The organism is Neobacillus thermocopriae (assembly GCF_010975035.1).
GTDB classification, from domain to species: domain Bacteria; phylum Bacillota; class Bacilli; order Bacillales; family Cytobacillaceae; genus Neobacillus; species Neobacillus thermocopriae.
Genome location: NZ_JAAIUV010000037.1, coordinates 1 through 15,064, shown reverse-complemented (window position 1 = coordinate 15,064; position 15,064 = coordinate 1). Strand labels below are relative to the sequence as shown.

Here is a 15,064-nt window from a genome sequence, read left to right as displayed (position 1 = left end):
TAAAATCCGCATTATATTTTTTACCTGTATTTTTGTTTACCATTTGGACACAACCTTTCTATACCTAGTATGGTCAGATTTACAAAAAACTTAACTTAGTTGTGTCCATGAAACTATACTAGCATCAGTTCATGAGGGGCAGAAGTTTCAAAATCGGTAAGAAGAAAGCCCCTTTTATATTTGAGTTTATAATATTTATTGGTACGTATCATATTTAAACCTCAAAACTTGTTTTGTAATTAATTTAAATGTATGGTATTTAGCTTTCATCCAAATAATATAGGATTAATTTATTTCTTTCAAAATATTGATTTAATTGTTCTTTTGTAGGACGCTCATCATTTGACCAGTTACCGTCTTCATTTGCAATTGAAATATATACATACCCATTACTATAAAAATCTGCTTGATTTGCTGAATCAATATCATTCGCATATATAGTTTTTACTAATACTCCATTTAGTTCGACAAAAAATTGGTTTTTTATCTGTCTCTTATTAAGGTTCATATTACATCTTACCAATTTATAGCCATTTCTATTAGAAAATAGCTCCCAAGCATCTTTAGCTTCTTTTGATTTCCCATATTGCCGGATTTTTTGTCTAAATAACTCTTCTTCGGAGTATTTTCTTACCTTTATATCGGTAAATAAATTATTGCCATATATATCGATAAAACGGAAATGGTAAAAATTATTTGCTTCATGTATTTTAACGGTATCAATATGAATACTATCATCCATTGCAAGTATTGTAAGAAACTCAATAGATTGCCCATCTTTTGTAAAATGAAGTGAGGTAATAGGATGCTTTTGATTAAAATCATATGATTGCCAGGCATAGATAGGATTTTCTTGCCCCTTAAGAATTGAAACCGATGATATATGATACATCTGCCTTAATGATATGGTTGCGTCCTCTTTTTTACTGACTAGCAAAAAATTATCATTATCTCTTTTAATAACAGATACATCTTTTCCAATATTAAAAATCTGGGTATATTGATGATGTTTATCAGAAACTATTCTATCGTGAATGATAAGGGCTTGGTCTCTTAGTTGGATCATGGTTCTATAAATTCTTATCCCAGAATATAATTCATGACATCCCTGAACAACATAGTAGGATTCACTTTGTTCATAGGAGTCGAACAAGAGTGATTTTCCTATTTGCTCTTTATTTAAAGGATAGGTTTTTCCGTCTACGGCTATTGTATTATGGGCGAAAACGCTTCTGAAATATTTTCTAAATTCATCTTTTTCTTTATAATTATATTTACCTGAGTCTACAATAAAATCAGTATTTTTGTATTGTAATTCAAATGATAGATCATCAGCATGCTTATGTATTATGGAATTAAAGGCACAACTGAAATACCAAAATATTTTATTTTTGAAATGTTTATTTAGATCGGTTCTAAATAATGCCACTCCGCTATCTAAGTAAGCAAAGAAGATTTTCTCTGGAAGAGTACCCTGCTTTCCTTTTGAAGAACGGTAAGCCCAATGTTCATTTAATATATGACCTTCCTCAATACTATTAAATGCACTAGAAAGACCTGTATCACCGACTAGTGGTAAATAACCATTGCTTTTAGTCATATAAGCCAAGAAATCTTGCATGAGATAAAGTTTTTGCGAAAAATCGGCCGGGTATTGTATCTTATGATAATCCATAAAGTCTTTTATCACGATAAAAAGATTATGGACGACAACATGATATGCGGGACTATGTTCCCTATGTACTCCGCTATTAGATACATCTTTATTAAATCGGGCTAATAAACGTGAAATAGCAATTTCTTGCCATTCATTACAATTCTTAAAATGTTTGAAAAATACAGTAAGTTCTAAAAGTGCTTGATCTTGGAAAATTCCATGATTATAGTCCTCGTAATTTTTTTGATCTGCTAAAAAATGTCCATGAGTTTCGAGGAGATCCATAAATTTTTGCCCAAAATCTTCATTATAGATGGGAGAGTTTTTATATTCTGACCAAAAGTAGATTAGATTTAACAATCTGTTTGCGGTACCATGCCCACTCCATGCCCACTCGCTTACATTTTTCTCTGGAGTAGGATTAAATTCCATCCAGCTAGTAATAAACCACACAGCTTTTTTTAAGTACTTTAGATCCTTCGTCATTTCATAACCATTTGTTAAAAAACTAACCATTCTTAAACAATGTAAATAAAACTTCCAGGTCTTATCCTTATAAGGATCTTCAGTCCAGGAAAGGTTTCCTTTAAATGAGTATGGTTCCCATATTTTAAATAGAAATATTTTATTATCTAGGATTAAATCAGCAGATTGTAATGATGATTGATTTGGTAAAGTTCTTTTAAATAGTCTCATACTTATCCCCCTGCATTTCTGTCAAATGAATTACTTCCTTATTAATTTGTGTATATAAGATAGGGTTTCATCCATATCAAGAGGGTTATGATCTTTTTCCTTATCGTAGTAGAGGTCAAACTGAATTCTTTTGTTAGCCAAAGATTCACTAACTTCCTTGAGTCCTAGGAAAAATGGAATAAGATGTTTATCCATATCATGTTCACATGCAAGGTTCTGTAGGTAGTAAATCTCTGGAATATAATTAATTTTTTTAAAGAATTCTAATGCATTAATTCGATATGAGAACTCTTTTAGTATTTCATCCTTGCTGTATTCTGGGACAACAGCTTGGAATAGCTTATTTACATGACTGGCAAAATAATTATTTACAAAAGTTTGAGGATTATTAACCAATGCCCTTGATCCTTTGATAAACCCAGCTAATAACATAGACATAAAACCACCGGCTGAACTTCCGTAGAACAGGACATTATTATTTTCTATATTAATTAAGTTTAAGAGCAGTTTAAGAATTTCAGCTACTTCTTCTAAAAAATGCCGTTCAGCATTTCCGAATCCCCACCCTAAATTCATTTTTCCTAAATAAAGTGTTGGATCATTAAAATAGATAACTGATTCCTCAAAGTGATTCATCCATGAATGTCTTTGAAATACAGGAGGGGAAAACTTATTAGAGTCATATGCACCGGATCCAAGAACAATCAATTTATCGCTGTCTTTTCTAAGTCTAATTAGAAAGTCAAATAAAATTCCATCTTTTTCAACAGAAAGTATTAATGGCTCATTATAAGGAATAGTTAATTCTCTTAATTTCTCAAATGGTATGATAGTTTTATTATATTGTTCCACTTAAATGTATCTTCCTTCCTATACTTATTATTGTATATTCAATAATAAGTATACATTTACTTAGGACTAAATCAATATGTGGTAATAGATAGCCATAATAATAAAATTACTATAAAGGCATAATTAATATGATATAATATATCATTGTGAATAAAAAATTCTTATCTTGATAATAAAAAGGAAGTTAATGAATGAAAGCTGTCTTTGAGATACTAAAAGAACAAATTTTTAATTATCATTTAATATTTCGTTTAGCAAAATATGATATAAAAAGTAAATATCAGACACATTATTTAGGGGGGGCTTGGCAGTTTTTAAATCCAGCGCTCCAAATACTAATTTATTGGTTTGTTTTCGGTATAGGGATTCGTCAAGGGAATCCTATTGATGGAGTGCCGTACCTAATTTGGATGTTAGCTGGCCTTATCCCATGGTTTTTTATTAGCCCTTCTATTATTCAAGGATCCAATAGTGTTTATACAAAGGTAAGCATGGTAGCGAAAATGAAATTTCCTGTAAGTGTATTACCGTCAATAACAATAATCAGTAATGCTTTTAATTTTGCATTTATGATTGTTATACTTTTATTAATAATTTTTCTCTATGGAATTAATCCAGGAATATATTTATTACAACTCCCTTACTATTTCCTTTGTCTTATGTTTTTTTTATACGCGGTTACATTGCTATTTTCAACCATTTCAACTGTATTTAGGGATTTTCAATTAATTTTACAATCATTAATGAGGATGATGTTGTATTTGTTGCCAATTTTATGGGATATGGAGAAATTACCTGAAATATTTGTTAAGATATTAAAGTTGAATCCTTTATATTATTTAATTGATGGTTTACGGAATACCTTTTTAGCTAAGGAATGGTTTTTTGATGATTGGATTTATATGAGCTATTTCTGGATAACTACCTTATTGCTAATATATATCGGATCCTTACTTCATATAAGATTTAGAAAACAATTTGTGGATTATTTATAAGACCGGAGGCTTAAAATGTGTGCAAGGCCAAAAGTGACTTTTAATAATGTATCTAAGAAATATACTCTTCAGCAAAAGAAGTTTGATAAGATATTAGAACTATTTGGAATAAAAAAAAATAGTAAAAGTTTTTATGCCTTAAAAAACATATCCTTTACGGTTAATGAAGGGGAGACAATTGGGGTAATAGGAATAAATGGGTCAGGTAAATCAACCCTGTCTAATATCCTGGCTCAAGTTGTACCTCCCACATCTGGTGAAATCGAAATAAATGGAGAAACTTCTCTTATTGCAATTGCTGTAGGATTAAATAATAATTTAACTGGATTAGAAAATATTGAGTTGAAATGTTTAATGCATGGTATAAAAAAAGAGGAGATAAAACGAATTACTCCTCTCATTATTGAATTTGCTGATTTGGGCGACTTCATTAATCAACCTGTAAAAACGTATTCAAGCGGGATGAAGTCAAGATTAGGTTTTGCTATTTCTGCTCACACAAATCCAGATATCATGGTAATCGATGAGGCATTATCAGTTGGTGATCAAACCTTTTATCAAAAATGTTTAGACAAAATGAATGAATTTAAAAAAGAAGGGAAAACCATTTTTTACGTCAGTCATTCGGTTTCACAAATTCGTTCTTTTTGTGATAAAACGATGTGGATACATTACGGTGAACTAAAAAAATTTGGAAATACTAAAGAAGTTCTTAATGAATATAGTAATTTTATTAAGTATTTTAATGAGTTAAGTGAAGAGGAAAAAGCAGCTTACAAAAAGGAGAAAATGTCAGAACGTCAAATAGGCAAGGATTTAAAGATCCAATCCAGAAGGGCACAAGGTAAAAAGGTTAAGAAAAATAAATTAAATAAAAAATTTATGTTGGAACTATTGGTCTTATTAACGTTCTTTTTTATTAGTACCTTTTTAATGTTTCTTGATGGTGGACATGCAAAAGGGATACAGCTGCTCAAGAAATTTGATATAAGTAAAGCAGAAAGTGAAATGATAAATGTTCCTGAAAAGAGGGAATTATCAAATAAGGAAAAATCATTTAAAGTTGAGGAAATTAACAGGGCTGGCTATATTATAAGTGAAAAGGAATCGGTTTTTAAATCATTGGATCTGGATAATCCTTTTTTCAAATTAAACTTCGCAGATAAGATTTACGTTAATAGAAAAATAAATGACCTTTATGAAATTACAAGTGACAACAAAACAGGATTTGTGAAGCAAGAAAATGTATCTATTCCTGTGATACCCTACGAACAACAAGACTTTGATTTAACACGTTATTTGGAGGCATTGCCCGAGTCCTTTGTAACCTCTTATCACTATTATTTAGCTTTCTTAAATAGTGAAGAAGAAGAAATTGAAGATAAGATTAGAGGGAAAACAGGGGAAGAGTTTGATGAAAATGGTAATAAATATATTGTGTTTGGAAAAGTAAAATATAAGTTGAATAGCGATCTTTTGTCTGTTGGAATAGTAGTAAACGATCTTGATCTGCAAAAAATAAATCTAGATCGGTTAATCGAAAATGCTACTTTAACTAGTAAAGATAAAAAAATTATTTATATCCTTGCAAACGACTATGAATACATTTTCAATCTTAATTTCAATACACTTACTATTTCTGAAGTGAAAAAATAGCAGAAAGACATGGGCGTTCTTTCTGCCTTTTCTTTTATAATAATGACTTTCATCTAAAATTGCTCAAGGGATTATCTGAAGGGAAAAGTTATTTATGAGGAGAAAATTTCTAACAATAAAAGAGAAGATTAATTATATCATTCTTTCCATATTAATAGTAGTTCTTGTTCTTATCTCCATTAAATCCTTTTTTACTAATTCACCTGAAGTAGTCAAAGAACCAAAAATACAAAAAACCTCTCCCCAAAAAGAAACCTTAGTACATACACCTGAGCAATTTGGTGCTAACGGTTTTGACAACGAACCTGATACAGAAGCCATTCAAAAGGCGATAAATAGCGGGAATACGGTTATTCTTAAGAGTGGAGCTACCTACATTATTGATGAAACACTAAAGAGCAGTCATTCAATCAATATAAAAACTGATCATTCTGAAAAGGCTAAAATAGTACAAAAGAAAAATAAGAGCGCTTTAATTGTCGATAATCAGCCGGTAGTGGAGACATACGTAACCAAACAAATACTTACTAATCAATCATTTGTAGTTTTAGCTAATACAAAAGGGATAAAACCTGGATATCTACTTCATTTAAAATCTAGTAAGCTATGGTATTGGGATGATAGGGGTTATCTTAAGAAAGGAGAACTCCATAAAGTTATAAAAGTTGAAGGAAAAAAAGTATACTTAGATCGTCCGATAGTAGAAAATTATAAGGTGGGAAAAGAAGAAAGAGTCTCAGCTTCCATTTATCCAAATATTTCTTTACAATTAGAAAACATTACATTCACTCATCCAAAACCTTTAAAAACAATTATGTTGAAAATTAATTATACAATGAATACAAATATTGAAAATGTCATTGTAAAAAATTCAAAAAGAATAGGTATACTTCTAGATACTACGTATCAAACTTTTGTAAAAAAAGTATTTATTGATTTAGGTACGACAAAAGATATTTCCTCTGGTTATGGGATACAGGATTATGGGGGCACAGAAACGTTAATTACTGATAGTGTATTTAAAAGGATACGACGCGGGGTTGACTTTTCAGGCGGTACCCCATCACGATATGGAATAGTGAGAAATTCAAGAGCATATGGAAATAAAAAAGGTGAGCTTGCAAGTGGAAACAGCGGATTTGGAACGCATTCTACTGCAGAATACATTACATTTGAAAATAATTATGTAGAGAACTTTAATTATGGATTTTTAGTTCGTGGAAGGAACATTACAGTTAAGGAAAATATTTTAAAAGGTTATTCTATAAGTTTTATAGCCATAACTTATGGAAATAATGTAAAGGTATTAAAGAATACATATCATTCAATTAATAATAGTAGCCTAGAAATGTTTATCTTATTCCTTAAAACCTATAAAGGAACGATAGATGTTCAGGGGAATGTAGTGAATTCTTTAAAAGGGCCATTTATTAAAGGGGATATAGGACAATTAGAATCCCTTATCTTAAGGAAGAATACGATTCAATCAAAATAATGATATTTTTTAGTCTCCTCATATTTAAATTCTATGATGTGCACACAATTACGGGATTAACTAGGATTCGGTGCAACGAGTTTAAAATTAGAACTACCGTTTACAAATTAATAAAATGTAGTAATACAAAAAGGCATCTGGATGATTTCATCCAAATGCCTTTTTCCTTAATTACTTGCTTGCAAATTTAATTCCAATTGGGCTTTTAATTCATTTTGAATTCGCTGCTTTTCTTCATTAGAAACGATTCCATAATAAATGCCGTTAATTTTTGTTCCTTGTTCTTTGATTTCCATTTGCTCAATGTTTTGGCCGACTTGTTTATAATTCTTTTGGATATTGACCATCTCATCAAACGTTAGGTTGGTTTTGACGTTTTTACCAAGGGCATTAAAAATACTAGAATAGTTCGTTAAAGTCGATAGGCTAGCTCCTTCATTAATGACCGCTTGGATAATTTGACGTTGTCTTGTTTGGCGGCCAAAGTCTCCGCGAGGGTCCTCTTTTCTCATTCTTGCAAAGGCTAATGCTTCTTCTCCAGTCAAGCTGATTTCCCCTTTAGCAAAATGGAAGCCATCATAACTAAAGTCTAAATCATTTCGAACAGTAACACCACCGACTGCGTCGACAATATCTTTAAATCCTTCCATATTCACTTGAATATAATAATCGATCGGAATATCAAGGAAGTTTTCCACTGTATCAATCGCCATTGGGACGCCGCCAAATGCATAGGCATGGTTAATTTTATCTTGTTTTCCTTTTCCTATAATTTCCGTACGGGTATCACGTGGAATGCTAAGCATTTTGATCGAATTGTTGTTTGGATTAACCGTCAAGACGATGATCGTATCCGAACGGCCACGATCATTTCCGCGCTGGTCCACACCAAGCATTAACACAGAAAATGGGTCTTTTTTACTAACTTCGATAGGAGTTTCACGTTTTTCTGAATGCTTTCGTTTAATAGGCTCATGCATGGTATTGACAGCGGTTTTAAATGATTTATATACAGAATATCCATAAACACCTACTCCGATAACTAGAACAAGAAAAAGGATACCAGTGATCTTTAGCCATTTTCTATTTTTTCTTCTTTCAGACCGCAACCAAATACACCTCCAAAATATTTACAAATTTCGCATACCAAAAATAGATTATCAAAAATATAGGAAAAAAGATAGAATAAAATAGTGGAATTTTGTTAATTCCTTATTTCGAATCGTTATGAAGGGATAACCTCTTTTAAAAGAAATCTACAAAGTTCACAAATGTTTTACAATTTCAGCCAACTTATTTACTTCTCCGAACTTCCTCTAGTAATATGACGCTAAATACGTTGGATGGAGGATTGAATCGTTGAATCGTAAACAAGAAAGAACCAACCAAGCAAATGTCGAGTTTACTCGGATTGTGAAAAAGGCGTACGAAAAAGGAGTTAACGAAACGGAAATCACTGTTGAGGAATTATTGGAAGATATAAAGAGGGACCTAAAGCAAATAGTTATGAACTAATGGCTGTCGAGAGGAAACTTCGGCAGTATTTTAATCGTTTAAAATGAAATAACATCCTCAATACGATGAAATCATCGTTCATAAAACTAATGAATCTGAAGCTGTGAAAGAAATTGTTTATAAAAATAGTTTACAAGCAGGATATACGAAAGAAATTCATACATTTATCCATCATTTTGTTTTGTTTTTATTATAAAAAGTACAGAAATATTTCTTAATAAGAATTACGTAGATTATTTTACTACCAAGCAAAGAAATAATGAAATTATTATTAACCCTACAGCAACTACTAAACCCTCCAATAAAATGATCTAATTTTTCCAGAGAAGATAAAATTACAAAGTAAATATAAGTGAATGTAGCGCATGGAGACGGTTTGCTCATTGTGGTGGGCAAATCTTCTATTATTCACTAATAAATTTGCTTTTTTCTTTGCACAGTTCTGCTAATTTGCGATTTACAGCAATTACAAAGAATGATAAAGGAATGGTTGTTTTTTTTATAAAAATGAATAGTTAAACTAACAAAGATAGTATTAGTTGGGGCATAATATCTGATCCAGCCCCTTGTGGAATGATAATGAAATAAAACGCTAATAAGTAAACTATGATGAACAGCCACAATTTCTCTTTTTTCTGTATGAATAATAAGAGACCGGTTTCTTGAAAGAACCGGTCTCTACTTGTCTATTAACCAATTTCGTATTCAACGACATTGCGGTCGATGACGCGGGCCCCTTTTGCGACTGCTAGTTTTCCTGTAGCTGTGAAGAACACATCCGACGCAATAATTTGTTCCATGGAAAGTTTTAGTTGAGCCTCGTCAATTGGCTCCTTTGGGTTGTCGACTGAGATCCGAGCCGTTTTTCCAAACTCTGTGCCAAACTCCAATTCTAGTGTCTTTGCCATTTAATTCACCTCCCATTTCAGTTATTTTTCCATTCCATTAACCGATGATTTGAGAGCTGTCCGTACGCTCGAGTGTGTTTAGCGGGTCATTGCATAACACAGAAAGAGCGGTGGCTGCCAAGAATAATTGATCCGCCGTTGCCCCCTTTCGAACATTGCTAAACGTTTTGGTTCTTAGAATTGGTTTGCCGTCATCATCCAATCCTGTTTGGAAAACCAATTTCAACTTGGTTCCGATTAATAAGGATTCTGCCATCCTCTTCACCTCCTTTCACCCTTTATATAGGAGTTTGGAGGGCAAAAGGACAGGGGGGTGGAAAAATTTTTTTACTTGTTTTAGTCAGGTAAATCTGGTCAGAGAGATAAAAAAGGTAAGCGTATTTACGTCTTACCTTTTCTTGCTAAATCGGAACGGTGGTTGGTTTAGTTCCTATAGTGGGGACTTATTTTCCCTTTTTTGACTTAGCAAAAACTACACATAACTATGAAACTTTTAATCAATCGTTTATTTAAATGTCAAAAATTTTAGGTGTGTATTTCGTAGAAGCTTTGCTACATTAGGAAATCCATCTTTTTTATTAATCGTTTGATTAGTCTAGGTAGTTCGGAATTTTAGCGAAGATTGTTGTTATTTGTTGGGCTTATGGTGAGAACTAAAATTTACAGACCATATTTCAACAAATTTTTCCTTAGGTGTACGAATAAAATGAAAGGATACCAATCGTTTCAACTTATTTAATCAGACGTTTGATTAAATGACATCATTTTTATGGCAAAAACCATGAAAAATTTATTCTAACAAGTCTTGTATCTAAACGAATCAAACGAAAAATTAATAAAGTAACTAGGGAATAATGTCAGATGATGTCGAGTAAGCATGGAGTTGTGGAATGCATGTATAGCTTTTGAAGGGGATTAACAACATCGAAACCATCTTGCCAAGCAGGATTAAAATCAAATATTTACTCAATATTTTTACGCACTTGTTTTGTTCATAGAAGTTGAAACTAAATTAGAGCATTGCCAACAACTGTGCTTGTTCCTTGCTAGGACAAAAATTTTATAGCATTAACAAAGGAAAGTATGATGGAAGGGAAAAGCGTAGCGTATGTATTGGGGATCAGCCTACTTAGTATGGTATTTGTATAGACTGATAAGAATCTAGTAAAAATGTAGTAACTACTTGGGCATGGGCTCGGTTTTGAACCGGGTTCATGCTTTTTATTTTGCCTTAATCTGTTTGAGGTAATTGTAATCACATAAAAATATTCCACTTTTAAAGGAAAGTATCAATGTAGCCTATATTTAAATTTCCAGTCAACTGCTTACGTACTCACATCTGTTAAATAAATATTTGTTTAAAAACTATATTTGTATTCTAAATTATTATTATAAAAAAATGAAAGGGTATATAAATCTAATAACTATTAATCACGGGTGGTGATAAACAACGTAAACAATAAGCAGATGTGTTATTTTCCTACTATAAATTTAATTTTAGTTTTGTAATCCAAAGCAATTTTTCCTATGCATTCCCTAATTTGCTCCTTTATTGGATGTAACCTATTATTACTCCTCATTTAAATGTTTACTTAATAGAAAAATTTTATTACTTACAAAAGTAAAATCGGGACATTTTGCTTATGATGTATTTAAAATTACTAAATAAATATTTCCTTCGTAGGGAAATTATTCTATAATTAGGTCGGATATACTAATACATTTTTATCAGAAAGAGGTTTTGGGATGAATTGTTCAAACTGTAATCAGATTGTTAATGGGGGAAAGTTCTGTGAAAATTGCGGTGCACCTTTAGCAGTAAGTGAAGCTGCTGCAACACAAGAGTTACCACATAGCTCTACTGTGTCTCAACAAAATAAGCAACTCGAAACCGCAAAAAAGATGTCTAAGCTGTACTTAGGTTATTTCCTATCTGTATTAAAGAAGCCATATGTGAATGCTTCAAAACTAGGACACGATCAATTTATTAATGGACTTATAACAATGATCTTATACTCTCTTATAATTCCATTCATGTTTTATTTAGGAATTGATCGATTTAGTGGTTTATTTTCAGATAGTCCATTTTTAGACATTGTTGTTAAACCTACATTAGGGTATGCTGTCTTTCTATTATTAATTGCTACCTATTCATTCATATCTATTAAACTTGGACAAGTAAATGTTGACTATAAAGTTGTCGTTGCTCGTTTCGGTGCATTTCTTGTTCCATTTGTAGCTATCTTTGCACTTGCATTTATTATGTCCATATTAAAAATTGATTGGTACGCTATCCTTCTTCTATTTGGAATCATTGGTTCCATTTTCACCGTTCCACCATTTGTGGTATCAAGCTTTAAAAAGGAAAATCCGAATGGGGTAGATACAGTTTACGGCACTCTTATTGTCTATGTATTAACATCCATTACACTAGTAATCATGAGTAAAATCCTATTATCAATGATAGGAGAAATCATTGAAAACTTTATCGGTTCGCTCTTATTTTAATTACAATCTAATTAAAAATTTAATAGACTGAGCTTGGAGGATAAAAATGAAATATTGTAAGGAATGCGGGAGTCAATTGTCCGAAACGGCATCATTTTGCAATGAGTGTGGGACTTCTGTAAATGGAACAAAAAATAATCAAGCTGCGATCGAGACACAACCTTCTATACCTAGACAACCAATGTCGAAAAGAAGCAAAGTTTTACTCATTTCAGGTATTGCTGCTTTATTATTGTTATTCGGTGTTCATAAAATCATTGAAACATTCATGTCAAAAGAACGGTTGATTGAAAAGTTTGAGACAGCGCTATTAGAAAAAGATGCAAAAGAACTCGCAAAACTATTAACTTCTAATGATAAGAAGCTGGAAATTACAGAAAAATCCGTTAAAGGTTTTATCAAGTATTTAGAAAAAAATCCTGAGAAAGAAAGAGAAATAATAGAAACTTTGGAAATACAAGCTGAATCAAATGATCAAAAGAAAAAAGAAGATTCAGATTTTCTAGAAGAATGGATGAATGAATGGAATCCATCATACAGCCCTGTAAGTCTAGAACAAAAAGGCAAATTTTTATTTTATGATAAGTATCAAATTACCATTAATGCTGTTTATTTAATAGTAGAGACAAACTATAAGGATACGGTCCTCTATATTGATGGAAAAAAGATTGCTACTGCAAATGAACCAGATTTTGAAGGTACATTCGGTCCATTTTTGCCAGGTATCCATACATTAAAAGGTACACTAAAAACTGATTTTATAGACTTAAAAGATGAAAAAGAATTTGTGATTGATGGCAATGACAACAAGGAATCAGTAGACTTATATTTTGATGCTGAAGAGGTTACTGTAGAATTACCTCATTCAGAATATCTTTCAGGTTCTGCTAAATTATATATTAACGGTAAGGATGTTGGAGTGAATGTATTAGAAAATCATACATTTGGTCCAGTTTTAACGAATGGTTCCATGAAAGTTCAAGTTGAGGTAGATCTTCCATGGGGTACTGTGAAGACAGAAGAAGCTGCCATTGAGGGTAATTATATTGAGCTAGATTATAAGATTGACGATGACGTGAAAACAACAGCCATGAATACGGTACATACCTATCTAGATGAATATATTCAAGCATATACTAGTGTTGATACAAGTAAGTTAACAACCGTTACAGATCAATACAAAGAAGAAATCCTCTCAGAAGCGACAACTGCGAAGGAAAATGAAGAAATTTTAAAAGCACAGTACTTAGGAACAGATTTTGATCTGGATTCTTTCAATTTAGACTATAACGATGGTTGGAATCTGGTTCTGACAGCGCAAAGTAAGCTAAAAGGTGTTTCCTATTATGCGAATCAAGAAGCACCAGAAATGGAAGAAACAAGTTGGGATCAAATTTATTACCTCACATATGATACGAAAGAAAAAAAATGGCTAATTAATTCCCGAGAAGATAATTGGTCTAGCTTTAATACAGAGAACATTCATAGCCTAAAATCGGAATCATCAAAATTATATACATCTGTATACGCTGATAATTAAAAGGAAAATACACTGAGACCGAATGAAAGGCTGAGAAAAGATACTGGGAGGCAGTTCAACTTATTGATGAACTTATTGGTTTGCTTTTAGTTTGAACAACTGATTATTTAAGGCATTCTTGCTTATTGCCATATGTCGAATATTGTCCAAATGGATATTTAACTAAATTATTCTGTTGTATTTGTTTTTATTAATAGTATAAAAGTTTCAAAAAACAAAGGGGAATATTAAATGAAAGTAGTATTACAAAATCCTGCGGGGTTAACAAAGCAATGCAAAATTGGTTTTAGCTGGACAACCTTCTTTTTTGGCTTTTTGCCTGCATTATTTAGAGGGGATTTGAAATGGGCAGCCATCATGTGTATAACAGCTGTAGTAGTTGGTTCATTTACTTTAGGTTTCGGGGCTTGGATTCCCGGTATTATCTTTTCATTTATTTATAATAAATTATATATTAAAGAATTGATTGAAAAAGGCTACCAACCAGCAACTACAGAAGATAGGGAGCTGTTAGAACAAAAGCAAATTATTTCAAAGGTTGCCTAAATGAAATGGAGCTTTAGGCTTTTAACCAAAACCTCCATAATCATAAGTTCCATATTCTTAAAAACATAACTAGATTAGAAATGGCCGGTTTACTTTTTAAACCAGGCCTTTAATTTTCTATTTTTATTTATTGATTCTACATCTTTCTTGGTATAAGAGAATCAAATAGGGGGTATCATTGGTAAGAATCATTTATTTCTATACTGTTTTTTCTGAAAAAGAAAAGCCAACCTATACTTTGTGAATTCAGTGCTACTGTTCGAGAATTTAGCGGTAATGTCCTGTTAGCTACTTTTAATGTTTTAATCAATTGACAAGGTAATGTGTAATGGTCTCTTTTAACCGAATCGATTATTTTTCTAGATGGAAAAAACCAAGTTACTTTGCACCAGAAGGTCCGTATAAAAGAAAAAATATCTTGTAAAGTTTGAAAGAGGAGCTGTCACTGACAGCTCCTCTCAGACTGTCGACAAAATCCTTTTTTAAAGGATTTTGTCGACATTTTTTTGTATAATTATGTCATAAAATATCGAGGTGATATTGAAATGCTTACTAAAAATACACAAGTTAATCGAGATCAATTAGAAATGATTACTTTAGACCAGCTGGTTCCTGAAAATCACTTGGTTCGTAAGATAGAAGCTGCTATTGATTTTTCATTTATATATAAATTAGTTGAGAATATGTATTCATCTG

Annotated in this window: 13 protein-coding genes; 8 read left to right on the top strand and 5 right to left on the bottom strand. The window is 31.7% G+C overall.

Features of this window, described 5'->3' with window-relative positions:
* Positions 1 to 259: 259 nt before the first annotated feature.
* Together G4Z05_RS15635 and G4Z05_RS15630 are read right to left on the bottom strand one after the other, a co-directional pair.
* The gene (locus G4Z05_RS15635) at positions 260 to 2,353 is read right to left on the bottom strand and encodes a heparinase II/III family protein (protein WP_163252700.1); all 2,094 of its coding nucleotides are present in this window, start codon (positions 2,351 to 2,353) and stop codon (positions 260 to 262) included.
* Positions 2,354 to 2,383: 30 nt separating this feature from the next.
* On the bottom strand, positions 2,384 to 3,205 hold the full coding sequence (locus G4Z05_RS15630; RefSeq protein ID WP_163252698.1) for a glycosyl transferase family 2: 822 nt from the start codon (positions 3,203 to 3,205) through the stop codon (positions 2,384 to 2,386).
* 191 nt (positions 3,206 to 3,396) lie between these two features.
* On the opposite strand from G4Z05_RS15630, the gene G4Z05_RS15625 reads away from it, so the two are divergent.
* The 3 genes from G4Z05_RS15625 to G4Z05_RS15615 all read left to right on the top strand — a co-directional run bounded on the left by G4Z05_RS15625 (position 3,397) and on the right by G4Z05_RS15615 (position 7,351).
* Positions 3,397 to 4,200: an ABC transporter permease gene (locus tag G4Z05_RS15625; protein ID WP_163252697.1), complete on the top strand. Its 804-nt coding sequence runs from the start codon at positions 3,397 to 3,399 to the stop codon at positions 4,198 to 4,200.
* A 15-nt stretch (positions 4,201 to 4,215) separates the two neighbouring features.
* Positions 4,216 to 5,856, top strand: coding sequence for a teichoic acids export ABC transporter ATP-binding subunit TagH (gene tagH / locus G4Z05_RS15620; RefSeq protein ID WP_163252695.1), 1,641 nt, complete (start codon positions 4,216 to 4,218; stop codon positions 5,854 to 5,856).
* Between the two features lie 94 nt (positions 5,857 to 5,950).
* Positions 5,951 to 7,351 (top strand): right-handed parallel beta-helix repeat-containing protein, encoded by a 1,401-nt coding sequence (locus tag G4Z05_RS15615; RefSeq protein WP_163252693.1) that lies wholly within the window; start codon positions 5,951 to 5,953, stop codon positions 7,349 to 7,351.
* A gap of 167 nt (positions 7,352 to 7,518) precedes the next feature.
* On the opposite strand, the gene tagU is transcribed toward G4Z05_RS15615, so the two are convergent.
* A complete protein-coding gene (gene tagU / locus G4Z05_RS15610; RefSeq protein ID WP_163252692.1) occupies positions 7,519 to 8,460 on the bottom strand; it encodes a polyisoprenyl-teichoic acid--peptidoglycan teichoic acid transferase TagU in 942 nt (313 codons plus the stop codon).
* 250 nt (positions 8,461 to 8,710) lie between these two features.
* Here tagU and G4Z05_RS15605 point away from each other — a divergent pair, with 250 nt between their 5' ends.
* Entirely contained in the window at positions 8,711 to 8,866 is a 156-nt protein-coding gene (locus G4Z05_RS15605) for a YwzD family small protein (protein WP_163252690.1), read from the top strand.
* 689 nt (positions 8,867 to 9,555) lie between these two features.
* Here G4Z05_RS15605 and G4Z05_RS15600 read toward each other — a convergent pair.
* Together G4Z05_RS15600 and G4Z05_RS15595 are read right to left on the bottom strand one after the other, a co-directional pair.
* Positions 9,556 to 9,774 carry a DUF2922 domain-containing protein gene (locus G4Z05_RS15600; RefSeq protein ID WP_163252689.1) on the bottom strand — a complete coding sequence of 73 codons (219 nt, stop codon included), beginning with the start codon at positions 9,772 to 9,774 and terminating at the stop codon, positions 9,556 to 9,558.
* A gap of 37 nt (positions 9,775 to 9,811) precedes the next feature.
* The gene (locus G4Z05_RS15595) at positions 9,812 to 10,030 is read right to left on the bottom strand and encodes a DUF1659 domain-containing protein (RefSeq protein ID WP_163252687.1); all 219 of its coding nucleotides are present in this window, start codon (positions 10,028 to 10,030) and stop codon (positions 9,812 to 9,814) included.
* A 1,490-nt stretch (positions 10,031 to 11,520) separates the two neighbouring features.
* Here G4Z05_RS15595 and G4Z05_RS15590 point away from each other — a divergent pair.
* The 4 genes from G4Z05_RS15590 to G4Z05_RS15575 all read left to right on the top strand — a co-directional run.
* Complete coding sequence (locus G4Z05_RS15590) at positions 11,521 to 12,282, top strand: zinc ribbon domain-containing protein (RefSeq protein WP_163252685.1); 762 nt, start codon at positions 11,521 to 11,523, stop codon at positions 12,280 to 12,282.
* A gap of 46 nt (positions 12,283 to 12,328) precedes the next feature.
* On the top strand, positions 12,329 to 13,822 hold the full coding sequence (locus G4Z05_RS15585) for a zinc ribbon domain-containing protein (RefSeq protein WP_163252684.1): 1,494 nt from the start codon (positions 12,329 to 12,331) through the stop codon (positions 13,820 to 13,822).
* A gap of 231 nt (positions 13,823 to 14,053) precedes the next feature.
* Positions 14,054 to 14,368, top strand: coding sequence for a DUF2628 domain-containing protein (locus G4Z05_RS15580; RefSeq protein WP_163252682.1), 315 nt, complete (start codon positions 14,054 to 14,056; stop codon positions 14,366 to 14,368).
* A 545-nt stretch (positions 14,369 to 14,913) separates the two neighbouring features.
* Positions 14,914 to 15,064, top strand: a 151-nt coding sequence (locus G4Z05_RS15575) for a transposase (RefSeq protein WP_477505083.1), incomplete at its 3' end; no start/stop codon positions are given.